Origin of the sequence: uncultured Gimesia sp. (genome assembly GCF_937910335.1) — a bacterium.
Classification (GTDB): domain Bacteria; phylum Planctomycetota; class Planctomycetia; order Planctomycetales; family Planctomycetaceae; genus Gimesia.
Genome location: NZ_CALEMX010000345.1, coordinates 1 through 24,893, shown reverse-complemented (window position 1 = coordinate 24,893; position 24,893 = coordinate 1). Strand labels below are relative to the sequence as shown.

21 protein-coding genes are annotated in these 24,893 nt (G+C 48.4%); 11 read left to right on the top strand and 10 right to left on the bottom strand.

What is annotated here, in order from left to right:
• Entirely contained in the window at positions 1-666 is a 666-nt protein-coding gene (locus Q0668_RS13820) for a hypothetical protein (RefSeq protein WP_298865650.1), read from the bottom strand.
• Positions 663-2,408 carry a molecular chaperone HscC gene (locus tag Q0668_RS13815; protein ID WP_298865649.1) on the bottom strand — a complete coding sequence of 582 codons (1,746 nt, stop codon included), beginning with the start codon at positions 2,406-2,408 and terminating at the stop codon, positions 663-665. Before Q0668_RS13815 ends, Q0668_RS13820 begins: the two co-directional genes overlap by 4 nt.
• Positions 2,409-2,673: 265 nt before the next feature.
• Between Q0668_RS13815 and Q0668_RS13810 the strand changes: the two genes are divergently transcribed.
• Positions 2,674-4,461 (top strand): serine hydrolase, encoded by a 1,788-nt coding sequence (locus Q0668_RS13810; protein WP_298865647.1) that lies wholly within the window; start codon positions 2,674-2,676, stop codon positions 4,459-4,461.
• A gap of 285 nt (positions 4,462-4,746) precedes the next feature.
• Here the strand turns inward: Q0668_RS13810 and Q0668_RS13805 are convergent, their stop codons facing one another.
• Entirely contained in the window at positions 4,747-6,450 is a 1,704-nt protein-coding gene (locus tag Q0668_RS13805) for an arylsulfatase (RefSeq protein ID WP_298865646.1), read from the bottom strand.
• A gap of 286 nt (positions 6,451-6,736) precedes the next feature.
• Positions 6,737-7,480, bottom strand: a complete 744-nt coding sequence (locus tag Q0668_RS13800; RefSeq protein ID WP_298865644.1) for an RraA family protein — start codon at positions 7,478-7,480, stop codon at positions 6,737-6,739.
• Between the two features lie 693 nt (positions 7,481-8,173).
• Between Q0668_RS13800 and Q0668_RS13795 the strand changes: the two genes are divergently transcribed.
• Complete coding sequence (locus tag Q0668_RS13795; RefSeq protein WP_298865641.1) at positions 8,174-10,003, top strand: tetratricopeptide repeat protein; 1,830 nt, start codon at positions 8,174-8,176, stop codon at positions 10,001-10,003.
• Between the two features lie 146 nt (positions 10,004-10,149).
• Positions 10,150-10,389, top strand: coding sequence for a recombinase family protein (locus Q0668_RS25895; protein ID WP_366918902.1), 240 nt, complete (start codon positions 10,150-10,152; stop codon positions 10,387-10,389).
• A gap of 64 nt (positions 10,390-10,453) precedes the next feature.
• Here the strand turns inward: Q0668_RS25895 and Q0668_RS13790 are convergent, their stop codons facing one another.
• From Q0668_RS13790 to Q0668_RS13775, 4 genes are all read right to left on the bottom strand, one after another.
• Positions 10,454-10,735 (bottom strand): hypothetical protein, encoded by a 282-nt coding sequence (locus tag Q0668_RS13790; protein ID WP_298865640.1) that lies wholly within the window; start codon positions 10,733-10,735, stop codon positions 10,454-10,456.
• Positions 10,736-10,789: 54 nt separating this feature from the next.
• A complete protein-coding gene (locus Q0668_RS13785) occupies positions 10,790-11,488 on the bottom strand; it encodes a hypothetical protein (RefSeq protein ID WP_298865639.1) in 699 nt (232 codons plus the stop codon).
• 125 nt (positions 11,489-11,613) lie between these two features.
• Positions 11,614-12,078, bottom strand: coding sequence for a DUF6314 family protein (locus Q0668_RS13780; RefSeq protein WP_298865638.1), 465 nt, complete (start codon positions 12,076-12,078; stop codon positions 11,614-11,616).
• 3 nt (positions 12,079-12,081) lie between these two features.
• Complete coding sequence (locus tag Q0668_RS13775; RefSeq protein WP_298865637.1) at positions 12,082-12,504, bottom strand: secondary thiamine-phosphate synthase enzyme YjbQ; 423 nt, start codon at positions 12,502-12,504, stop codon at positions 12,082-12,084.
• 345 nt (positions 12,505-12,849) lie between these two features.
• On the opposite strand from Q0668_RS13775, the gene Q0668_RS13770 reads away from it, so the two are divergent.
• The 7 genes from Q0668_RS13770 to Q0668_RS13740 all read left to right on the top strand — a co-directional run bounded on the left by Q0668_RS13770 (position 12,850) and on the right by Q0668_RS13740 (position 22,514).
• A complete protein-coding gene (locus tag Q0668_RS13770) occupies positions 12,850-14,208 on the top strand; it encodes an SGNH/GDSL hydrolase family protein (protein ID WP_298865635.1) in 1,359 nt (452 codons plus the stop codon).
• A gap of 73 nt (positions 14,209-14,281) precedes the next feature.
• On the top strand, positions 14,282-15,085 hold the full coding sequence (locus tag Q0668_RS13765; RefSeq protein WP_298865633.1) for an aldolase/citrate lyase family protein: 804 nt from the start codon (positions 14,282-14,284) through the stop codon (positions 15,083-15,085).
• Positions 15,082-17,610, top strand: coding sequence for an FG-GAP-like repeat-containing protein (locus Q0668_RS13760; RefSeq protein WP_298865631.1), 2,529 nt, complete (start codon positions 15,082-15,084; stop codon positions 17,608-17,610). The genes Q0668_RS13765 and Q0668_RS13760 overlap by 4 nt, the downstream gene beginning before the upstream one ends.
• Positions 17,611-17,692: 82 nt before the next feature.
• Positions 17,693-19,468, top strand: coding sequence for a hypothetical protein (locus tag Q0668_RS13755; RefSeq protein ID WP_298865630.1), 1,776 nt, complete (start codon positions 17,693-17,695; stop codon positions 19,466-19,468).
• A 39-nt stretch (positions 19,469-19,507) separates the two neighbouring features.
• Complete coding sequence (locus Q0668_RS13750) at positions 19,508-20,137, top strand: TetR/AcrR family transcriptional regulator (protein WP_298865628.1); 630 nt, start codon at positions 19,508-19,510, stop codon at positions 20,135-20,137.
• Positions 20,138-20,206: 69 nt separating this feature from the next.
• A complete protein-coding gene (locus Q0668_RS13745) occupies positions 20,207-21,184 on the top strand; it encodes a hypothetical protein (RefSeq protein WP_298865626.1) in 978 nt (325 codons plus the stop codon).
• 31 nt (positions 21,185-21,215) lie between these two features.
• A complete protein-coding gene (locus Q0668_RS13740; RefSeq protein WP_298865624.1) occupies positions 21,216-22,514 on the top strand; it encodes a Gfo/Idh/MocA family oxidoreductase in 1,299 nt (432 codons plus the stop codon).
• Positions 22,515-22,549: 35 nt separating this feature from the next.
• Here Q0668_RS13740 and Q0668_RS13735 read toward each other — a convergent pair whose 3' ends face one another.
• Positions 22,550-23,593, bottom strand: a complete 1,044-nt coding sequence (locus tag Q0668_RS13735) for a 3-deoxy-7-phosphoheptulonate synthase (protein ID WP_298865622.1) — start codon at positions 23,591-23,593, stop codon at positions 22,550-22,552.
• 61 nt (positions 23,594-23,654) lie between these two features.
• A complete protein-coding gene (locus Q0668_RS13730; protein ID WP_298865620.1) occupies positions 23,655-24,176 on the bottom strand; it encodes a shikimate kinase in 522 nt (173 codons plus the stop codon).
• Between the two features lie 397 nt (positions 24,177-24,573).
• Between Q0668_RS13730 and Q0668_RS13725 the strand changes: the two genes are divergently transcribed.
• Positions 24,574-24,867: a sigma factor gene (locus Q0668_RS13725; protein WP_298865618.1), complete on the top strand. Its 294-nt coding sequence runs from the start codon at positions 24,574-24,576 to the stop codon at positions 24,865-24,867.
• Positions 24,868-24,893: the final 26 nt, after the last annotated feature.

Below are 24,893 nucleotides of genomic sequence, written 5' to 3'. Positions count from 1 at the left end.
CTACATTTGTTTTGAAGCTAAATAAAAGCACAACGTGAGCAGGAGTGCTAAAATGGCAAGCAACGCTTCCCTCAGCCCGAAAATATTTTCCGATTTACGTCTTGAAATAATCTGTTCCAACCACGGTTTTTCGAGCTCGTATAATTTCGGCATCTCACGTCGAATGACTTTCGCTATGCGATAATATTCTCTCGGGTTCCTGTAGCGGGGATCAATGGCGCCCTTTCGCGAAGCGTCCAGGAACTCCGCGCGTAGCTTGACGATTCTTTGAGGCGAAGCAGAGACCAACGAACAGAACTGTTCGTAGAACTGGGGAAAGCAGTCAGGGTGCTCCTGGAGTTTTTGGAAAGATTCCCGGTGATCAGCAATCGCTTTCAATCGCGAGAGCGATACTGCCAGATCGGGAAGCTCGGAGATGTCGATCGCTTCGATCTGCTTGCGGAGAGTCTGGCTATCCAGCGTCCATAAGCCTTTCCGCAGCGAATCAATGTTTTTGATGGTTTGTTCCTTTCGGTCATCGAATGAAACAGATTCATTAATCGAATTTCCCAATTCAGATTCTGGTTTCAGAAAGTCACGACGCAAGGCAAGAATATCTCTCGTCTGCTCAAGTGGATTCATTTGCAATAAACGACGGGCATAATCAATTTTGCGAGTTTCATTCATGGTGAAAACTCCTGATCATCTTCGTCATAACAAAAGCCGAGTTCTGCTAAGATCGTCAGCAGGTTTTCGCGTGCCCTTTCAAACCACTCGCGGTCTCCTGATGCCATCGACTGTTCAAATTGGTCAATGACCATTTCCAGATCATCACGCTGAAACGGACTGACCTCTCCAATCACCCTTTCTGCAAACTGGATCAGATGTTGGTTTTTTACGTCATCACGTGGATAAAATTTCAACTTTTGCAATTTTTCTACAGCAGCATTGATATCAGAACGTGAATCCAGTTTGGCATGCTGTGTCAGCACCGTCATAAACTTTTTACCCGTTTCTGGCAGATAAGCTTCAACCTCCAGGATGCCGTTCAAATCATAAGTGAAGCGGATGTGGATCGGTTTTCCTGAGGGACCGGGTGGAATTCCAGTGACCTCTAATTCTCCCAGAAACAGATTGTCTTCGACTTTACGTCCCTCACCCTGATAAACGCCCACGCGTACTTGTCGTTGATTGGGATCAGCCGTGTAGACGATTTCCTCTCGTGAAACGGGGATGGTCGTATTGCGGTGTATAATCGGGAAATAGTATCCATCAACTCTGCGTCTTCCGAATTCTTTGATAATCTCCGTTCCCAAAGTGAAAGGGCAGACGTCGGTCATAATCATGTCATCAACGGCTTTGTCGTCTTGCATTAATGCAGCCTGCACGGCAGCTCCCAATGCGACCACTTCATCCGGGTTGTGTGAGCAGAGCGGTTCGACCCCAAAGAACGAACGAATAAAATCGCGGACCGCTTCCATTCTGGTTGCACCGCCGACGAGTATCACACTATGAAAATCCGTCGGTGCAATTCTGGAGTCACGTACCGCTTTTGCTATCGGGCGCGCCAGTCGTTTTACCAGCGGATCTACCATTTCGAGGAACTCATCGCGCGTAATCGTGTGGGTCAATGCGTCCTCTGCTAATTTTCCCTGTATATCGGGAATGCGAATGATGGCTTCTGAGTTGGTTGCGAGAGTACATTTGGCAGCCTCACATTCTTGTCTAAGGCGAGACACGAGAAGCGGGTGTTTCACCTCTGCAATTTCCAGTTGTATCTGTTGCGCTTTCAAGACTCGGCCAAGAAGTCGATCCGTGAAATCTTCGCCGCCCAGCATACTTTCACCTGCTGTGGAGATGATTTCCAGTGTGCCTTCGAAAATTTCCATGGCGGTTACATCGAATGTACCACCTCCCAAATCGATGACGATCAATTTTTTTTCAGCCCCTCGATCATGGAAGCCATAAGTCAGGGCAGCTGCTGTCGGCTCATTAATAATTCGCCTGACGTTCAGTCCGGCGAGTTCTCCCGCCAGCTTGGTGGCATTTCGCTGATTGTCGTTGAAGTAAGCGGGGACAGTGATAATGGCTTCCTGAACCTCTTCTCCGAGGTAGGCTTCCGCGTCCTCCTTAAGAGATTTCAGGACCAGGCTGGACAATTCAGGGGCATTAAAAACGTGGCCTCCTATTTCTACTTTTCGATCTGTGCCCATCAGACGTTTAAATACCCAGGCACATCTTTCGGGTTGTGTAACGCGACATTCCTTCGCCGCGGCACCAACCAGGACTCGCTGATCTTCAGAAATACTCACTACGGATGGCGTTAAGACGGAACCCAGTGAGTTCGGAATTAATTTCGGTTGGCCATCCTCGAATACAGCACAAAGTGAATTCGAGGTGCCCAGGTCGATGCCAATCATTGCTGTCATATCGAATTGTGTCTCACGTCTTGAATGAATTCCAGAGATCATCCGTCAGGAAGTATTTTCTGAGGCGAAGTAACGAATTATCAGATTGTAACCCTCCGTTCAGTCAAGTTCCATAAACATTCTCGCCAACTTGAGAAATGTTCCAGGGGACGGCAGGCAGACCAGCGGCGGGTAAAAATTGACTGGTTGCCGTCTTTCAACGCATCAGATCAGGACACCTCAAACTCATGGATGGTTCAACTCTGGTTCTCAAGAATCTCTCTGCATGTGGCGATCTAAAAAAATCTGCTCATCACTCCCTAAGCATCTACAGAGGAATCCGCTTCCACATAACGTGAGCAGTTTCGCGAATTTGACTATCGACCTGTTATTACGTTGGGTAGAATTAATGGCTCTGCGACCTATTAGTAATCGCCGTCATGTGGGTGGGCCTTGGGAGTTTTCAATGAATAACAGCCAGCATTTCAATCGAAGCATCTTCCTGATGATGTCCTTCTTTATCGGATCGATCACTCAGGCTGGCGTCGAGGAAGCGGAACTCAAAGAACGATTCGGTGAGCAACAGTTCGCGCCAGCAGGCGGGTTCATTCTCACACAGGGTCAGAAACTTCCCGATCTCGTCTGGGAACAACCACAGCTGGTTGCCCGGGTGGTTGAGCAACCCAGTATACCCACACGCTGGTTCAACGAAAAATTTGAGGAAGTCCAGACCGCGCATGAGCCAGGCCGTTATTACGTTTATGGTGAAGCACCCGTTCCCGATGGCCCCGTGCTGCGTCGCGCAATGACCTGCTGTTGTGTTGGCAAGGATGTCGCCCTGGAGGAACTTGCTGAAAAACGGCTGCTTTCCAAAAAATCAGTACCGAGTTCCGATCGCAGGGCCGACGATGTCGCTGCCCTGGTACGCGATTGGAAAAACTCCGAAGCGGGTGCGGTGGAGTTGGCTGCGTTGCTGGAGTCGGATCAGAAATCAGAATCAGTCCGGCGGGGTCAATGGCAGATGGAGAACGCTACTCGGCATGTTCGGCTGAAGCGTAAACTGATGGGTCTCGACCACAAGCCGATCGTGAAGGTTACCCCCAGGTTGTTGAAAGGAAAGCCGGCTCCTGTATTGCGTAACGCGCCATTGGATCAGGCAGGGATTACTGCAGGACAGCGGAAGCAGATCGAAAGTAAACTCGACGAATGGTACGCTGCGTCTTCTGAGCCCATGTCAATTGTGATTGCTCGGAACGGCGTTATCGTCACGGCCAAGAGTTATGGGAACATTGACGGGCAGGCTGTCACCGTCGATACGCCTATGAAACTCGACTCGGCCATGAAGCCGCTGATTGGACTTCAACTGGCTACGTACGTTGATCGCGGGATTTTAAGTCTGGACCAGCCGATCGGCGATATCCTGCCTGACTTCAATACTGCCCGCGATCGCAGTCTCACGTTCCGGGCAGGGCATGTCCACGCGACTGGCATTCACTTTCCCTGGTCACTCGCTTTCAAGCGGCTGTTCTACTTCCATACCTGGAATGAGGCATTGATCGCCCATTGCAAACGCGAATGGGAACCCGGTGACAGATATCGATACGGAGTCGTGGGTGTGATTCTCTCTGTCCGGGCACTGGAGCTGCTGCGCGGCAGGAATTACTGGGATGCAATGGAGCGGGATTTGTTCCAGCCATTGGGTATTCAGAATGTGCTGCCGGGCGGTACCGGCTTCTCCGCTGAAAGTCTCGCGCGCATTGGTGTGTTGCTCGACAACCGTGGCAGCTATGGCAAATGGGAAGTGTTTTCCAGGGAGACTCATGCGGCGATCCTGCCGACGTCGCTCAAACCATACTTCCCCCACTTGAACAGGAATTATGGCATCGGTCTGCAAGACGAATCGCAATACCTGGGTCCAGGCAGCTACGGGCACGGCGGCGGTTGCGGCACACTGCTGGTCATCAATCCGAAACAGCATCTCATTTTTGCGATGGGCAGGAACGGACAGGGAAAGGATTTCAAGAAGTACCGCAGCGAAGTGCTGGCCTTGTTGAGAGAGTGGGGCAATGAGTGATTGCAGCCCCGAATCGTTCTCCACTCACATTACGATTTATATCCACCAGGAGCGCTTTGCAAATCCGGTGCTGTTGTGAATAGGAAGCATCTGAAAAATGCTATATGAAAAGTCGATCTCATCATTCGGGCGATTCGAGTGTCTGGCAACGATTAAAGTTGATGTGTTGAAGGCCGAAACCGTTAATTTCACTTTGGGTCAATAAGTGGGAAGTCCAGAAATACAAAACGACGAGCACTTAAGTAACCCGCCGTTTTGTAGTATTAAGTGATCTTAGATTGATAGCTAATTACTATTCATTCCCTGGTTGAGTTTTTCCATCACTTGATCAAGACTAAAACTGGCTGCTTTCTGTCGCGGCGGATATTCTTTAAAAGTCGCGAGAAACTTGCCAACATATGCTTGAGCCGGGACTAACAAGTAGGCACGGTCAACCAACCAGTCGTAATAAGTATTCGAGGTAAGCTGTGCACGTTCATATGGATCACGGCGGAGGTTGAATATTAAAGGCATTCGCAATGGCGTAAATGGATTCGCCCACAATTTCAATGTTCCTGTAGCCCGTTGTTCCATAAAGACCAACTTCCAATCTTGATAACGCAACGATGTCAGATCTCCATCATCGGAAAAGTAAAATATTTCTTTACGCGGCCCTTTCTTTTCCTGACCGGTCAGGTGAGGCAGAAAATTATATCCGTCCAGATGCACTTTGTAATTGCGACCAATGGCGTGATGGCCTGTCAACAATTTTTGTTTAACGTCTGTTTCTCCAGCGGCAGCCAGAAAGGTTGGCAGCCAGTCCATGTGGTGCATAATCTCATTCGAGATGGAACCCGCTTTAATTGTACCTGGCCAGCGAACCATCGCAGGTACACGCCAGGCACCTTCCCAGTTCGTGTTTTTTTCACCACGAAAGGGAGTCATACCACCATCGGGCCAGGTATTCATATGGGGGCCATTATCTGTGCTGTAGAAGACAATGGTGTTGTCGGCAATTCCCAGGTCATCCAGTTTTTTCAAGATCTGACCGACATGCATGTCATGTTCGACCATACCATCTGAGTATTCATCCTGCCCGGAAATGCCACGATGTTCTTTTTTGACATGAGTGCGGAAATGCATGCGTGTTCCATTCCACCAGCAAAAGAATGGCTTCTTAGCTGTATGTTGCCGATCGATGAAGTCGAGCGCTGCAGCGACCGTTTCGTCATCAATGGTTTCCATGCGTTTTTTCGTCAGTGCGCCCGTGTCGATGATTTTGCCTTTTGCAAATGATTTAATCACGCCTCGAGGGCCAAACTTTTTGCGAAACGCGGGATCTTTCGGATAGTCTTCATTTTCTGGTTCTTCTTCCGCGTTGAGATGGTAAAGATTGCCGAGGAATTCATCAAAACCATGATTGGAAGGCAGCATTTCGTCCTTGTCACCCAGATGATTCTTTCCAAACTGTCCGGTTGCATAACCATGATTCTTCAGCAGCGCTGCAATTGTCGGATCTTCAACACGCATTCCAATGTCAGCGCCGGGAAGACCGACTTTACTCAGTCCCGTGCGAAAGACGCTTTGGCCCATGATGAATGATGACCGGCCTGCCGTGCAGCTTTGTTCGCCATAATAGTCAGTGAAGATTAAACCTTCATTTGCGATGCGATCAATGTTTGGCGTGCGATAGCCCATTACTCCTTTGGTATAGGCGCTGAGGTTGGACTGGCCAATATCATCGCCCCAGATCACCAGGATATTTGGTTTTTTTCCGGTGCGTTGTTGGACGGTAGTCGAAATCGTTTCCAGTTCTTGTTCATTCGTCGCAACTAACAATTTTGATTTGAGATTGTCTGTGGACTTCGAATTTTCTGAACTGGTAGTGGATTTGCTCACAGTTTGCTGGGTATCGTCGGCCATCGTTGAACGAGTGCCGCTATTCGCTGCTAGAAATCCCAGCAGTACGCCGACCCCTATGAGTGAGAAAGAAGCGAGTTTGATTTTCATTGGTTGAGTCCTCAAAGAATAACGAACGTTAAGAAATGCTCAGTCAGAAATTGAAAGGGACTGGATCCCCGATGCATCGAGGATCGAATCGCAGTCTCTAAATATTGTAGTGCGGTACACAAAATTAGCGATTTATTTTCGAATTTCGTCGGAATTTCAGCAAAATCATGCCTGACTGCATCGTTCGTTAATATTTGAAGGCACTGAGAATGAGTATGGCTGGCTTTGTTCCCGCCGTGTACTCTTGGCTATAACGTTTGTCGCTCATGTACTCTAGCGTACTGACTTACAGCATGCCGGATAATTCTTCTTTAAGGTTACTAAGACGCCGCCCCATCTCAGCGATGGCTTGCTGGTGTCCGGGGATATCAGTGTTTCCGGCTCGAAGTCGGTCGAGCACGATTGCTTCGTGTTTCAGATATTCGGAGCAGGCGTAAGGCACAGCGTCGGCGATTTCCAGCGGGATCGTTGTGACTCCGTTGCAGTCGCCGTGAAGTAAATCGCCTGGGTAAATTGTAATGCCACCTACATGAACCGGAACGTTGATCGATTCCGTATGGCAATGACCGTGGCCACAAACGACTCCATCACTGAAGCACGGGAAGTCAAGTGCGCGGACATTGTCCAAATCTCGAGCGGCTCCCGATGTGATTAATCCGACCGCTCCAAATGTTTTATACGTCAGACACATCCCATCACCGAACGTTGCACCCGCAGGCGGGTCATCCAGATCCTGAAAAACCACGACCGCCGGGCCAGGAAGACTCGCGAAGAATTCAAGATGCTGAGCGGACAGATTAGGATCGCCGGCCTTCTTCCGAGCCGGTTCCGCCGAACGAAACGTCGCTGTGGTAGCGTAGCCCACCATCGGCGGCAGATCTGGAAAGCAAGCGGCGATGCGTCGGTCCATGTAACCCGCCGTCGGAGGGCGTACATTGAACAGCTCGATCGCGTTGCAAATCGTGGGAGTGTCATATTTTGCCAATTCAGCAAGGTTCGGCGGCTCAAATTTTTTGGTGACTGAATTCATGATGAGATTTCTAATGGTGTGATTGACGTTTCAGATGTGACGAAATCTTATTGAATCGAAAAATGGACGTCAACGACCCTCCGTAAATAGAGCTCATTTCCTAAAACACAGTTCGCACAGATGTGCTACTCAATCAATGAGTCAGGCTCGTTGTCGTTAATGAAGACTGAGGCGGTGATGGTAGCGTTCCCCAAACACATTGCATTACACACTGGCTTTTATCTTTTCCAGTGTGACCAAGGGCTGGTCGTAATAGTATCCATTCGATGTAATTCCAGGATACATTTATTCTGAATACTGTTCCTATTCTTGTGCCCAGCGAGCATAAGCCGCCAAGGATAGAGCCTATGAGAAGACAACCAATAAGCCATCGGTCACCGTGCCACTCGGTTTGAGTTGTATCCAATAAAGCCATTATTACTAAGCAGCATGAACCACAATGCTCCAGGTCGCCTCAGTGAGTGTACGCTCTTCAACAGGTGCCCATTATCGTGCGCTAGACTCAAAATCGTATTATTGTTATATTTATCATGAACAAATATAAAACTATGTATTACGATGTTCAACTCTTGCTCAACTGGCACGTCACGAGGCCTTCGCAGGGATCGTTAAGGCATTCGCTATGAACCGGCCGACCTGATCTTCGAACGACCGGAGAGAAATCGTGAATCTGATTGACGGACGTAAAACCAGATGAGACCACATCTGCGAAACAGTCTGATTCTGTGCGTATTGACTCTAATTGTTTACGCTCAAACATTTTCGTTTGGGTTTGTGACGATTGATGATCCGTCCTGGATTGTCAGCAACTCGTTCGTCAATTCGGGAGTCAACTCCACGAACGTGCGATGGGCGTTCAGTTTGAACACAATCGATGAACTCGCTAACTGGATGCCTCTCACGTTTCTCTCATTCATGATCGATGCCCAGATTTTCGGTATGGGGGGAGGCGGTTTTCATCTGACGAACGTCATATTGCATTGTGCCAGTGCATTATTGTTGTATGCAGCACTCGTTCAGATGACGGGGGCTACCACCAAATCTGCGATCGTTGCAGCGATGTTTGCCATACATCCCTTACATGTGGAATCCGTCGCCTGGGCGACAGAACGCAAAGATGTGTTGAGTTTGTTCTTCGGTCATGCAGCGATTTGGGCCTACGCGAGATATGCTATCGGATCGCGGAAGAAATATTATCTGGCATCCATCGCGCTGTTTCTGTGCAGTTTGCTCTCCAAGCAAACTCTGGTCACACTGCCTTTCCTGTTATTGCTGTTGGATTATTGGCCATTACGTCGTACCTCTGTCCTTGCAAACTCTCACAATGCGGCCTCAGTTAATGGACAATCCGATGGTGTTCCATGGCGTCGGCTGATCATGGAGAAAATCCCGTTCCTGATTCTGACGGTTCTGTTCTGCGGTTTAGCCCTGTTTTCACAGGAGAGGGCTATGGAGTTGTCAGGACAGTTATCGATGCCGCATCGCGTTCTTAACGCGGCCACCTCTTATACGGAATACGTGGGAAAGACGTTCTGGCCGACGGGCCTGAGCGTATTCTATCCCCACCGCACGATCTCTCCGATTGCGGGCATTTTTGCGTCCGTGTTCTTGTTGCTGGCGTGTGTGTTGGCGTTCTTGTGGCGTCGGCGCAAGCCCTATGTTTTCACGGGTTGGTTCTGGTTTCTGGGAACTCTGATTCCGGTCATCGGTCTGGTCCAGATCGGCATGCAACGCATGGCCGATCGTTATACCTACCTGCCGTTGACCGGGATTTTTCTGCTCGTCGTCTGGCTGGTCGATGATCTGGTGCGGGGAAGTACGCTGCGGAAGTTGGTATTGCCGTTGATCACGGTCCTTTCAATCTTGTTGTTGGCGTTCACCTCATTTCGGCAGACGACACTTTGGGGCGATAACGTGGCTCTTTTCGCACATGGATTGGCCGTGACGGAAGAGAATGGAAGGATGCACCAGATGCTGGCCGTTGCTTTGTGCGATCGGGACGAGATGCAAGAGGCATTACCGCACTTTGAAGAGTGCGCGCGGTTGATGCCTCATAATCACATTGTGTACGCGCAGTGGGGGAGGATACTGCGCGAGATGGGACAGGCCGATGAAGCCGTTCAGAAACTGATACGCTCGATCGAAATCAACCCGCAGCATGCACCCGCTTATTTTACGCTGGGCAGAATTTGGGAAAGCCGAGGCCGTCTGGACAAGGCTCGTGAGTTGTATGAAGCCACACTGGTGCACGACCCGAGTTTCGAGAGCGCCCACTATAATCTGGGAATCGTTCATTTGAATGAAGGCCGGCAGACTGAGGCGATTGCTTCGTTTCAGCAGGCACTCTCGATCAATCCGCGACATGCTTCCGCTCACAATAATCTGGGCGTGGCCTATCTATTACAGCAGAAATTCAGTCAGGCGAGATTTCATCTTGAGGAGGCACTTCGCATCGATCCCAAACTAGAGAAAGCAAAACAAGGCCTCGAATATATGAAATCGCGAACAAACGGTTCTGAATGAGGGAGCGTCTCGGCCGTGTTCTTTCTGTACGCCACGAGATAAACTACTTTGGTGAGGCAGGCCTGACAAGTTGTCATTGATGAATACTGAAGCGGTAATGTGTATTGTTTTCCTCAGGCACATTGCATTACACACTGGCTTTCGTTGTGTTTGGGAAAACGACCTCACCGACATCCCAGGGCCAACGCTCAAAGAACATCATACCTCCAGAACTTCGCCCCTTGTACGCCGAAGTTGCTGCCAAGGCCATTGAACTCCGAGATCAGGGGAAGACTCACAGGGAAGTTTGCGAAGCTCTGAACGATCTTGGGTTCAGGACACGAACTGGAAAGCAGTGGCGGCATCCACAGCAAATCGTGAAGTTGCTCCGATCTTTCGAGGGTTGAGCAGTTGTCACTCATCATTCGTGTAGTTGTTGTAGGATACGCCCGAATTCTGACTGGCAAATTGCTAAGAGTGGCCTTCCTTTTTGTAGATTTCGACACACTTTTTGTATGGTGGTTTGGTGAGCTTGCCGCCCCGTCTGCCATAGTATCCGACGTGTTCAGGCCATTCCTGGCTATTCATTTCTTGCACTTGAATCTCCCACCATGACCAGCGAACTACATAGCATTCCTTGATGAGTTCAAGAGCTTTTTTCATGCTCGTACAAGTATAGAACACCATTTCATCCGCACGCCAGTCTTCTTGAGCCCCCCCTATTTCGTGGTGTAGTACGATGAAAACTTTCATGTTGCCAGTCCCCGGTAATCTTTACCTGTACCCGTTTCCGTCTGCCGAGATAATCTATCCGTTATCCGGGATGCAAGCTAACTGCTTCGCCAATAAAGTTATATCCGTCGGCAGAGACCACTTCTGTAAAATAATTTTTAACCTGAGTGAAAAGTCTTTTAATTCGGCTTCAGCATTTTGAATCGCCTGCTCCAGATTCTGAGGATGAACTCCCCAGCGATCAGAGATTTCTGTATTGATTTCATGATAGTCACTTAGGATCAGCCGGGAAGACTGGTATTTTGTAGAGATCCAGGGGTGACCTACCCAGAGTTCTTGCCAGTACGCCTCACGATTTTGTGCAGCAGCTTTCCAATTTACCAGATCTTTCAGGCTGCTACAGCAGGTGGGTTCAATCAAAACCTCTCCTGATTGCGACAGCAAGGCAAATCCTCCATGTAGTTCTGGTTTATTTTTTAAGTCTCCCAGAACCTCGTCGATGCCACCCCAGTCATCGAAAATCACATGCAGGTATTGCTCCAGTTGCAGATCTGAAAAACTCGTCACACCTACTAACCAGGACCCGGTTTTGATTGGAGTCAAGCCTGTGATACCGGAGTCTTCCAGACAGGTTTCCCAGTATTGCTGTTCTTCATTAGTTTGGTCTTTCCCTTCTTCGTAAGGAAAAGAGCGATCCTGAGTAGCAAAGGTACCGGGTTCGAGTTCCAAGACGGGCACTATCTGAAAATCATCGAGATGAATAGGTTCTGACATAGGGACGATGTTTCCTGTTCGAGAAGGTTTTAGTCCCAGGTCGAAGGGCATGTAAACGCTACGAATTAATTGATCAGACAGATGTTATTGGAAATAGGTTCATTTTGCTGTCAGTGTCTGTAAAATTATGAATAAAGATAGCTAATTTTTTCATTCTTCGTTGCACCTTTGACGGTCCAGTCGAGGTCCAGTCGGTCGTGTTGGCATTCCAGCATCGCGGTATAAAGATCATCGCTACAGACGTGAGGTTCAACCGAGTCCCAGCGTATCTTGCCAGTTTGTTGTAGTTCAAACAGGTAGACGGGATTTGTTTTGCCAAATCGCAGATGTTCGAGTCGGAGCAGGTTCTGATCCAGCAGCGAAGTCCAGCGGAACACATTGGTGAATTGTAATTCGGTTCCCTCGTGTGGCGACCAGCAGCCGGTTTCATGATATAGCATGGTCACAGAATCAACGGTCTCAACTTCGACCGAACCTTTACCGGTTCCATTCCAGCCACTGCCGGAATCGAAAGATTGGGCCGTAAACTGAAGCGACTCGACTTCTGTCAGGCGATTCCATAGGGTGTGCAGATCGAAATTTGTAACCATCTGCTACTCCCCAATAATCTTCACCAAAATCCGCTTACGCCTGCGGCCGTCGAACTCATAATAAAAGATGTGCTCCCACGGCCCCAGGTGCAATTTCCCATCGGTAATAGCAACCACAACTTCGCGGCCCATGATCTGACGTTTGTGGTGGGCGTCGGCATTGTCTTCTCCTGTGCGGTTGTGGTGATAGCGTTCAGGCGAAGGATCGAAGGGCGCCAGTTCTTCGAGCCATTTATCGTAATCGTGATGCAGGCCCGACTCGTTGTCGTTGATGAAGACAGAGGCGGTGATGTGCATTGCGTTGATTAGTACTAAGCCATCCTGCACGCCGCTTTCTGTGACCAGTTGTTCTACATCGTCATGGATAGACACGATCTGACGGCGCTGGGGGATATCCATCCAGAGTTCTTTGGTTAGTGTTTTCATGTCACGAAATGACTCCACAGAAAATTTTCATTATGAAAGTAGCAGGCACCTGAAGCTGCCAATTTCGATTGAACGCGTATTGTGAGCTTAGAGTATTTCACTCTGAAAGGTGGTGATCTATGTTGCTTGTCTCTGTATTCTATCCTGTGAATGGTTACGGGGAAACCGATTGAAACTAAAGCGAAAAAGTATCAGTCCGGGTGACTCTGACGAATTGTGAAACATCGGGGGCTACTTTCTTTAATCGCTTGCAGGGTGCCATCTTCGCGGTCATACTGAATTCAGAATCTGATTCTCTGCTTGCATTACTTTTATTATCTCAGGCATTTCTAAAGGATCTATGTCATGTGGCATTGCAGACGACCGCTGACTGTTTTGGCGGTTATCGTGCTCGCGGTTTCAACGAACGTTCCCTGTTGTCTATACGCAGAGGAGCCGGTTGTTCAGAAGCTGATTGAAAAAGGCAAAGTTTTAAAGTTGAAGCGTGATACGATGCTAGGCGTTGTTCAGGCTGATAAAGAATACTTCGGATTGCGTTCTGCGCCGCCTGGAACCGCCGATGAATTTGGGAGTCACTATATCAGTATCGCGATGCTGGCTGATGTGATTCTGGAGCCGGGCGATTTTCAATTGTCTCTAAAAATGGGGCTGGTGAAACTGAGCAAAGCGCCCGGGCCCGTCATGCTCAGTCTGAAGATTGGCAAGCATTGGTATGAATTCGCTTTTGAAGACCAAAAGGTAACGGTCGGTGGGGTGCGACTCGATGCGGTTCGGCTTGACGAAATGGAGATGTCCCATGTTGTGCCGCTCAAGATGGATGGAACGCCGTTTACTTTCGATTTTACACGGGTGGGGGGAACTTTACGCATCGAGTTGAATGGTCAATTACTCCAGACATTCTGGACGGAGCCTACTGGCGGCGACCTTGCAATCTGCGTAGAGCGGAAGAGCCTGTTGCGGGTTGCGACCAGTGTCAACGATACCGAGGCGGAGCTACACATTTACGACTGGGAAGTTACCGGGCAGTTCGAGCAGTCTACCAAAGCGTGGCAGCGTTGGGAAAAACAAAGTGGCGACAGTTGGCGGTTGATGAAGCGAATTGGTAATGCTTACGAATATCAGAAAGACAATCCCGATTTACCCAATGTGTTAATCATTGGCGATTCCATTTCGATCTACTACACCGATACGGTTCGTCGATTATTGGCGGGTCATGCGGATGTCTATCGTACTCCCATGGGGCCCGGTAAAGCGGAGACACTCTTTGAGAGTCTGGATGAGTTTCTCTCGAATGGAAGATGGGATGTGATTCATTTTAACTCTGGACTACATGATTTCGCGCGACATAAAGGAACGGAAGAAAACCTGCAGAAGTATCGAGACAATTTGAATATTATCATTGGCAAGCTGCGGGGAACCGGTGCCAAATTAATCTGGGCCAGCACGACGCCTGTGCCTCCGAAGGCCCCCGCTTCCATTACGGATGATATTCGTTGTCAGAAATATAATGCCACCGCGCAGACGCTGATGAACGAACTGGGCATTCCCGTGAATGATTTATACTCGGCTGTTTTGCCGGATCACTCCCGATATTGGACCGCACCTAATAATATCCATTTTAATTCTGTGGGATCTGCCTTTCTCGGGAGGCGGGTGGCAAATGCCATACTACCGATACTAAAATCTGAGAACTCTTCGAAATGAGTGGCGAGAGAAACGAGTTCTCTTCAACCTGCTGTCATCACCAGCCTTTGTCCTGCGATTTGAGATACCAATTATGCTGACACCCGCGAAACATCTGAAAGAGTTACTTGCCACCGAGAAACCGGTCATCGGGCTAATGGCGACGGACCATGTCTGGCCTTTACTGGTAGAAGTTTGTCAGAAAAGTGGATTGGATTACCTGGTCGTTGATAGTGAGCACGGCGATTTTTCTGATGAGCTGGTTTCACAGATTTGTCAGATTGGACGGCTTGCGAATTTTCCGGTATTAGTGCGCACGATCTCATGTGAGCCAACGGTCATTCGACGCACCATGGACCTCGGGCCCTGTGGAATTCTGCTGCCGTGTGTCGAATCGGCTGCACAACTTGATATGGTTCAAGAAGCGGCTTTGATGCCACCGCGGGGGCGTCGACGTCCGGGTGGAAAAGGCAACTACTGGCAGAAGAATTTTCAATACGAAACATGGAAAACGGAATTCGAAGAACACTTGATCGTCATCCCGCAAATAGAATCTCAATTGGGTGTCGACAATGTGGATTCCATCGCCGCTCATCCGCTGGTAACCGCACTGGGGCTTGGCCCTTACGATCTTTCTGCGGACCTGGGTTGCTGTTGGAATCCCGAACGTGAGGAATTTCAAAAAGCATTGGATTGCGTCAAAGCGGCCGCCGATGCAGTAGGAAAAAAAGTATGGGCGGGAACCGATGTCTCGGCACTGCAAGCCAAAGGATATACGTTTCTGTGGATTGGAACGGCGACATCAGTGCTCGCGAGTGCCCTCACTCAAATTGTACAGGAAGTCAGAGACCCTGAGAAAAACTCATCTACTCATATGGAGACACCTCCACCAGCATGAAATACATCTTGAGTACTCTGATTCTTTCGTTAGCGGTTTCTTTGAGTTTTGCAGAAAACGCCGAAAAAGTGACGCCCTTGCAATATTGTGTTTTATTGACTGTGGCTGAGTCCACTCCAAAAAACGCGCCGCTTGCAGTCACAATCAATTTTCGTGACCTGCTCGCAAACAAGTCCACAATGATCCCGCGGGATTCGATTCGCATCAAGGCTGACAAAACATCGCTGCCCTGCACAATCATTGGTGACCTGGAAAATAAAGGTGAGGCAACGATTGCCTGGCGCAGCACAGATCCGAAACGCCTTGAGTATGCGCTTTGTTTTGAAATGGGAGATTCAAAGAAAGCGGACAATGCAGATTTGAAGTCGCGTAGTTCTCTGGGGCCCATCGGTATTGGTGATACCTTTCGCTACAACAACGGAAAGTCAGGTCCCTCTAACATCACGCCCTTGCACTCTCAGTTTTTGCACCTTGATTGGGACGGCGATGGTCTGCGTGATCTGATTGGCTGGGGCTTTCGTTTGTTTGAACATGGCGAGACGCTCGAAAAACGTCTTGGTAACGCCGTTTACTTTCTGAAAAATGTGGGTACGAAAGATTCGCCCTTGTTTTTACCACGCCGTCGTCTTCTGGACAGCGAGGGCAATTATTTGCGGTCGGATCTTCTGCCTCAGAACTGGTTTGTTGATGATTGGGACAGTGATGGTGATCCGGATTTCTACGGCTTTGGTCCAGCGCTCTGGCTGAACTGGTGGGAGAACACAGGCAAACGCGATGCGAACGGACTATGGGTTTTGAAACCTGCTCAAAAAGTGATTCAATTAAGAGAAGAATCCGAATTCCGGGAGCAACGTCCGGGGATTTTGCGAAAGCGGCTTGCCTGGGCGCCGCGCGGAGTGCGGCGTATCGACTGGGAAGGTGATGGCGATGTTGATCTTATCGTCGGTTATCGGAAAGTCAGTCGAATTCGAAAAGTCGACACAAGCAAAGGCGTTGCCCCATACGGCACCGCCGTCATGGTTTACGATTTGCTGGAGAATACGGGCACAAACGAAAAAGGGGAAGTCAACTATAAGCGTCCCGTGACATTGACCGATCTCAACGGAATTGTCATTCATGGTAGAGGCCACGCCAATGGTTGCGTGGAATATGCTGACTGGGACGGTGACGGTGATTTCGATTTATTGTTTCACTCTGAAACAGATAGACCCCTGGAAGGGGGCCGACTCACATTTTGTGAAAACCGTGGCAGCCGCGAAGAACCGTTATTTGAAGCCCCGATGCCCATTGGCGTGAAAATCGTTGACTCTCCATTCCTGGTCGATTGGAACGACGATGGCCGGCCGGACATGATTTCCAACGGGGAATTCTTCGAGAATGTCAATTCAAAGTCACAAGTCAAAAGATCTTTACCTGATCCTTTCACTCGCTCACCTCAACACGCAGCTGCCTTGTCTAAGCCTGTTCGCGGTCGAACTGTACCGGGTACTCGTATTCCTAAAATATCGACATATCCAAAATTGATCTCACGCGGAATCGCCAAACAAGTTGATCCAGAAATCATGTCCTACTTCACCATCTCAGTCGATTGGGAAAACGATGGCGATCTGGATCTGGTGGGTGGCTTTCACATGGGTCTGCGACTGTTCAAGAATAGTGGAACTACTTTGAACCCGGTCTTTGAAGCACCGGTCATGCTGGATGCGGGTGGCAAACAAATTTCGATGCCGAATTGGGTGGATCCGCAATCGGATGATCCCTCAACCTTTGGACCGCAGGGACCGACAGAGCCAATCTACGGCTGGTTGTGCCCCACGATGGGTGATTGGGACGGCGATGGTGATCTCGATCTATTCGTCACAGGCCAGCGCTGGGAAACGAAGTACTTTGAGAATATGGGATCGCGCGAAGCACCAATTTTCGCCAAAGGCAAAACGGTGACAGTCAACGGGCTCACTGACGAACTTGCCTGGCGTTCCAAAGTTTCCATCGGCGATATTGACGGAGACGGGACTATGGATCTGGTAATTCATTCAGACCGGGATAATGCCTTTTACATTTGTGATCTGAAAAAGAATCAACCGGACCCGAGTCGGCTTGACTTTACCCGGCGCGTGGCTTTGAAGCTGGAAAGTGGTGAGCCTGTCACAGGCTGGTTTGGCGGCCAGAATAATAATAGTGATAACCATACGCTGCTTGTCGATTGGGACGGCGATGGTGACCTCGATTTGATCAAAGGGACGGTATGGTCCGTGTACTACTATGAAAACACGGGCAGCCCCATGGAGCCACGGTTTAAAGCGCATGGCAAATTTCAATTGAACGGCAAGGATCTTCAGGCTTACAACCACGCCTGCTCGTTCGATGCCGCCGACTGGAACGAAGACGGTCGCATGGATCTGGTGCATGGAACGGAAGGCCCTTCCGATCAACCTCGGGGTGCAGTCTTACATTTGTTTGACCGTGCGTACCTGGAAGGAAAACTTCCTGCGGTTTCGATTGGCAAACCGGAACGACTTCCTTAAAGGTTGCTTCATTTCAGATTGTAAATCAGACTCGGCAACAAATTAGAATAGATTCAAGTACTACTTACAACGAGGATTTGAAGTGAATCGTCAATCAAACAAGCCGCACCCAACAACAAATCCGTTGCTTCTTAATGCAGTGATCTTTTTCCAACTTTTATTGGTAGTTGTGCTGTTAAACGGATGCAGTAAAAAACCAGAGGCGCAGCAAACAAATTCTAAAAATGGTTCTGTATCTGACTCTACATCCAGACAACCAGTTGCCGAGATCTCTAAGACAGGTGATGAGATCGAGTGGGAAACGCCCACTGAGTGGGCATTGTTGGTGACGCAGAAGCTAAAAAAACCCTTCATTCGCTGTGTACTTTTAAAAAACATTGCCGCAGCTCAATTCGAAGAGGGAGAGAAGGAACAAGCATTATCGACTTTACAGCCAACTTTGGAATTGATTTACGAGACAGAGATGGTGACCGTCGATTCAATAAAAGTTGAGGAGGCGATTGTTAAATTACTGTTGAAGATGGGAGAGATCAATCTGGCGATAAAAGTCGCTGAGAAATTTAAGAACCCCAATGTTAAGATCGCGGCGTTTGAGGAGATTGCTTTAACTTTGATAAGGAAAGGGAAAACGGCGCAGGCAATCGAAGAGGTTCAGAAGCTGGAAAACACTCTATATACAAAAAATGCATTCGAAAACGTGGCCGATGAGCTTGTTCAGGAAGGACAGAAAGAACTCGCTTTGCAAATGGTTGAATCGATTCCAGAATGGGATCAGAAGGGGTCCGTCTTATGCTCAATGGCATGGTCTCTGTATGGACAGGACCATCGGGAACAGGCTTTAATCATGCTAAAACATGTTGGAGGGATGGCCCAAAAAATTGAAGATACTGCTACTCGCGAGAAACTATTAAGCCTTTTGGCCGGGACATTCGCGCGAGGAGGAAATTACAAACGAGCTTTGGAACTCGTTCAATTGATCAAGAATCCCGAGATTTCCGAGTCGGCTTTAGAATTTGTTGCCGTAACTCTGACAACATCTGGAGATTTAAAACATGCATTGGAAATTGTGGAGAAAATTAAAGATCCCGACCTCAAGTTATCTGCGCGCAAAGATATTGCTCTCGTGATTGCCAAAAAAACAGGAGATTACGAGCAATCACTGACAGTTGCGCAAGCTATCGAAAATGAAGATGTTTTGTATTCCACCTTTGAGGGCATGGCTCGCAATCTTGCCTGGTTTGGCAAAGGAAAGGAAACTGTGCTGGTGATTCAAAAGCTCAAACCTTTGAATAATCGGCCATTTTTTTTCCGAAATATTGCCTACTGGCTCGTAAAATCAGGGAATTTGGAATCTGCGATGGCTATTGTTGATCTAATCGAAAGTCAGGAAGATCAATCATCTTACCTAGCGAATATCGCGCATTCAGTCGCAGAGTCAGGTGAATCCAAGAATGCCCTGGGTATCCTTCAAGATATTCAAATACCAACCATCAAGAATCGGGCGTCTGCGAATGTTGCTCTGGGTCTTGCGCAGGCAGGAAAAACAAAAGACGCATTAGAAATTTTATCACAGATTGAAAATGTCTCTGCGAAAGTGCCAGTTCTTGTTGAGATTTCTTTAGCGCTCGATGTGGTGGGAGACAAAACAAAAGCGTTAGAAATCCTGAGTGACGCTATCGAAGGGGCAATACAATCTGGGCCCAAGTATGTATTGATGGATTGTATCATGCCATTAGCATCTGATCCGATAACTGATAAACAAGAGAAGGATTCGAGCGTTGTTCCTGCCCGGGTGATGAAAAAAACTTTTTCACCACAGGAGAAGGAACTTGCTCAAAAATTATTGCGAGCTATTTAACCATTGACTAGACTGTCAGTCTAGATTACCATTCTAGTTATGGATCAAAAAACGAGCGTTCCCACAGCGAAAAATAGTGGTCGTCGGATTTCGACCGAACAGCGTCGGCGTGAAATCCTCGATGCCGCCTTGTCCTGTTTTCTGAAACGGGGCGTGGCTGGCACGACGATCGAGCAAATCCGAGTGGCTTCGAAGGCCAGTCATGGCAGTATCTACCATTTATTTCGTAGCAAAGATGAAATTGCGCTGACGCTCTTCCTGGAAGGCATGCACGATTATCATCGCAAAATATTAGAGGCATTGGAGCAGGAGAATACGGCTTTCGGCTGCGTGAAGGCCATGATCGTCACACACTTAAAAGATGTCGCAGACGATCCGCCACTTGCCCTTTATTTAACGCGGCTGGGAATGGCCGATGATTTGGGAGAAATCAGCGACCAGTTCCGCTCATTAAACGAACATTATATTCAATCGGTCTGGCCGCACCTTGAACCGTATGTTGATCGTGGCGAGATCGTACGGCTTCCACCGGAACTCTACATCTCACAGATTGTCGGCCCGGCCATCCATTTATGTCGAAGCTGGCTTCGCGGACGCATTGAGCAAGATTTGTTCTCAGCAACCGATCATTTAGTAGACGCTGCCTGGAAGTCCCTGCAATCTGCTTGAGTGGAACACAAAATTGTAAATGAATTCGGAGTAATAATTTCACAATACTTTGCACTGAAAGAGTAAAGCATGAACTCAACGAGTTTCATAAAACATATTACACTTTGTGCCGCCTTCTCATGTCTGGGTACGCCGAATACATTCGCGGACGAGTCGAAAGCCATTCTGAAACCGAACAGTACGCAAGACAGTTTCGATTTCGAAACAAAGCAGATGTCGGGCACGATTCGATTGGACGGCGCCTATCATGGCGTCACGCGGCTGACAGATAAACGTACGGGGAAACAGGTGATTGATACCAGGTACTCTGCGCTCAATTTTTATAAGCTGATGTCTGTCAATCAGGTGATGGATGAGCCACGAAAGATGGCACGCACAATCAAGTTTGGTGCGGATTGGGTCGAAGTCAACTGGGCGGCAACCGAGTCACATCAGGGTGTGTTGACAGCGCGGTATGAAGTCAGCGAACCGAATGTAATCGATCTAACGCTGATACTGAAATCATCGGGAACGTATTCTGCCTACGAAGTTTTTATGCCGAACTATTTTGACAAAGCTCTTATCCCGCATGTTTATTTATGGACGCGTGGTCGTCGTGCAAATGAACTGGTGCTGCCAAGTGTGAATGATGTGTTTCGTGAGACAGTGCTGGTTTTTCCGCGTGATGCTCACGCGTCGCGGCACTGTATTGATGGGCGTTGGGACCGAAGCGAATGGAATCGATCTACCGTGCAGATGTGTCCTGTCAGGCATTATGCGCGTTGTCTGGCTTTCATGACAGATCAAGAAAAAAAACTGGGAGTCGTTCTGATGTCACGACCTCAGGATTGTTATGCGATCAGTACGCGCTATCACGCCGACAATGATGCTGACCGTCTGACATCTTACAGTGCGTTCGACTTCTCGCTCTTTGGCGATAATGTGATTTCCGGTGATGAACGAACGGTGCGGGTGCGCCTGGCTTTAACCCCACTGGATAGCGAGTTGTCCCAACCACTCAAACTTTACCAAACGTATCTGTCAGAAATGAACGGTCCGCGCAAATAATCAAACAAGTTCACTTAGAAGGAGGAATACCATGAATGATACACGCGATTCTGAAAAGACACGTCGTGAGTTCCTGCATTCATCCACATCTGTGGCCGCAGGTGGTGTATTGGCTTCTCAGATTGGTTTTCCCGCTTTGGTGTCTGGTGCCGGTCAATCCCAAACATTAAAAGTGGGGTTGATTGGTTGTGGTGGGCGTGGTTCCGGGGCAGCGTTGAACGCCTTAAAAGCCGACAGTAATATTGAACTTTCCGCAATGGGGGATCTGTTCAAAAACAATCTCGAGTCGAGCCTGAGCTCGCTGCAAAAAGAGATACCCGATAAAATCAAAGTGCCGTCCCATCAACAGTTCGTCGGATTCGACGCTTACCAGCAGGTTATCAACAGTGATGTCGATATTGTGTTGCTGGCGACACCGCCGGGTTTTCGACCATTACATCTCAAGGCAGCGATTGAAGGGGGTAAGCATGCGTTCGTTGAAATCACAGCCGCCATTGATGGTCCCGGCGTTCGTTCCGTCTTGAAGTCATCGGAACTGGCAGAGACAAAAGGGTTAGCCATCGTCTCCGGTTTCTGCTGGCGTTACAACGACAGTATGCGTGCCGTCGCGGAGCAAATTAAAGCTGGTGCGATTGGAGAAGTGCGTGCTCTGTATGCAACCTATTACCGCCATTCGCTGGATCACAAATATCACGGTAAACGGACTCCGGAAATGTCTGATTTGGAATGGCAGATCCGCGACTGGTATAACTGCCTTTGGCTTTCGGGCGATGTGACCATTGTGCTTTCAGGTGGACACAGTGTCGACAAGATGTCGTGGTGGCTCGATGATATGATGCCGACCGCGGCGGTGGCTCTCGGGAGCCGCGCAATTCCTGCGGAAGGAAATACGTTTGATAACGGCTTTGTGGTCTACGAATATGCAAACGGGATTCGAGGATTTCTCGGTTGTCGATCACAAGATGGGTGTTATTCAGCTAACGGAGATTACATCATCGGCTCTAAAGGCATCTGCAAAATCGGTCGTACACCGGTCATCGAAGGGGAGACCAATTGGCGATATCAAGGGAAAAAGAACAACATGTACCAGACGGAACATGATGATTTCATCGCCTCAATTCGCGCTGGTAAACCAATCAACGATGGTACGCGTATGGCTCACACTTCTTTGATGGCCATTCTGGGGCGAATGGCAGCCTATACCGGGAAAAGAATTACATGGGAGCAGGCACTCAACTCGCAACAAAAACTGGTGCCCGATGAACTCGGCTGGAATAGTAAAATCGATGAGACACCAAGGGCTGTCCCCGGAATCACCCGGTTCATCTAGCTGTGTATGTTATGTGCTGTTGGAGTTTTTCTGATTTAACCCAGTTTTTGATGTGCATCGAGAATCAGGGTTTCTGTTTCCTCCCAGTCGATGCATTCATCGGTGACGGAAATCCCATACTGTAATTGAGACAGATCTTTGGGCAGACTTTGATTTCCAGCGTGCAGGTTGCTTTCGAGCATCAGGCCGATAATCGTTTCGTTGCCGGCGACGCGCTGGTCGATGACATTATTCCAGACGGTGCCCTGATTGCGATAATCTTTATTGGAATTCGCGTGACTGCAATCGACCATGAAGTGAGGCGGCAGTCCTGCGGACTTGAGGCTTTCGGCTGCTGCTTCCAAATGTTCCCGCTGATAATTCGGGCCTGATCGACCGCCTCTCAGGATCAGGTGTCCCCAGGGGTTTCCTTTTGTATTCACGACGCAGGTTTGGCCTTCTGCATCAATCCCCAGAAAACTATGTGGGCTTTGTGCGGCGAGCATGGCGTTCAAGGCGACATCCAGGCTGCCATCAGTGCCATTTTTGTAGCCGACGGGCATCGACAAACCACTGGCCATTTGACGGTGAGTGGGTGATTCCGTAGTACGAGCACCGATGGAAGCGATAGAAATGGCATCGGCGATATATTGAGGTGTAATCGGCTCCAGCATTTCTGTTGCTGCAGGCAGTCCCAATTCACCAATCTGGAGCAATAACTGGCGGGCGATTTTCAAGCCGGAGGAAACATCGAACGTTCCATCCATATGCGGGTCATTGATCAGGCCTTTCCAACCAACGGTAGTTCGGGGCTTTTCAAAATAGACACGCATGACCAAGAACAGCCGATCGTTGACTTTGTCTGAGAGTTCTTTCAAGTGTTTGGCATATTCGATGGCGGCTTGAGGATCGTGAATTGAGCAGGGACCCACTACAACGATCAGCCGCTGGTCATCTCCAGAGAGGATGCGTTTAATCTGTTCGCGCGATTCACCGACAGTCTGAGTGACTTTGTCATTACGCTGGTAAGTTTCTTTCAGTTCTTTCGGAGCAACCAAACGAACCGATTCGTGAATATTGACGTTTTGAATGGGTAACATCGTTTTTTCAATCATTTTCATTACTTAAGTGGTCGGATTCAGTTTCTATATTGCTTTTCTGTTAGAAATCCCATTGCTGACGGATCTGGGAGACAACTTCCGGCGGGGTCAGCAGTGAGGCATCGATTTTTAACTCTGCATATTTTTCATAAAGCGGATATCGGCTGCTATATAAGTCTGTCAGGCTCGACCCCGGTTCTATTAAAACGCCACGATCAAAGGTATCTGAAATACGTTGCTCCAGCATTTCAGGTGAGACATCTAGCCAGACTATCGTACCAAGACGACTCAGATGTTGCATGGCTTCCTCGCAATAACAGACACTTCCTCCTGTAGAAATTATGGATCCTGCTGATTGAATCGATTGAACGTATCCAGATTCAATCGCACGGAATCCTTCTGCTGTATGCTTAGAAATAATCTCTGTCAGTCTTTTCGATTCACCGGCTTCAATTAATGCGTCTGTGTCCAGGAAAGGAAGACCTGTTTGTTCAGACAGTAGTTTTCCGACGGTTGTTTTTCCAGATCCGGGCATTCCAACAAGGACCAGGCCTTTTTTGGAGATTGGGCTTTCAGAAGACATCACAATTTTCCCTGAATGAGAAGGGAGCATGTAAATCTATCGCTTGTGGATCGTCTTCAGTCTGATCAAACTGCAAAAACATAAAACCTGTATCTATATTGAAGGTAGTAGTTTACGTTAATTGTTCGGTATTGAGTTCGAAAAATAAATAAATTACAGCGAAAAGCAAAACAAATAATATCTCAAATAATGTCTAATAGGAACTAAGTGGAAATTCAGGTGAAAATGAATTGTTGTTTTCTTATCAGGAGCAACACAAGCATGGGATCGATGTTTGTGGAAAATTCACAGAATTTTTACTCGTCAAATACTCTTAACAGTTCTGTTAGGATGTTGTCGTGATGCTTCTATCAGGATGACCTTAGAGTTTTCTGAAACTTGAAGAATCGAATTCATTGTGGAAAAACAATCACCGGGCAAATTTGCGGCGAAAATCCGATGTTGTGCCAATGATCTACAGGATCATGGTGTCGATAAATTGGGTTCGCTGTACGATTTGACGGCACATCGTCTGATACGATATGCAGTGACAGTCACAAAAAATATGTCAGATGCTGAAGATGCGATTCAAGCAACGATGGTTCGAATTGCAGTGAAGCCCAAAATTCTGGCAACGGCGCAGCAGCCCTGGCCCTATTTATTAAGAGTGACACGCAATGAAGCATTAACCGATATTTCCCATTTGGGTTGAGCCAGGAATCGATCCAGGCTCGAATC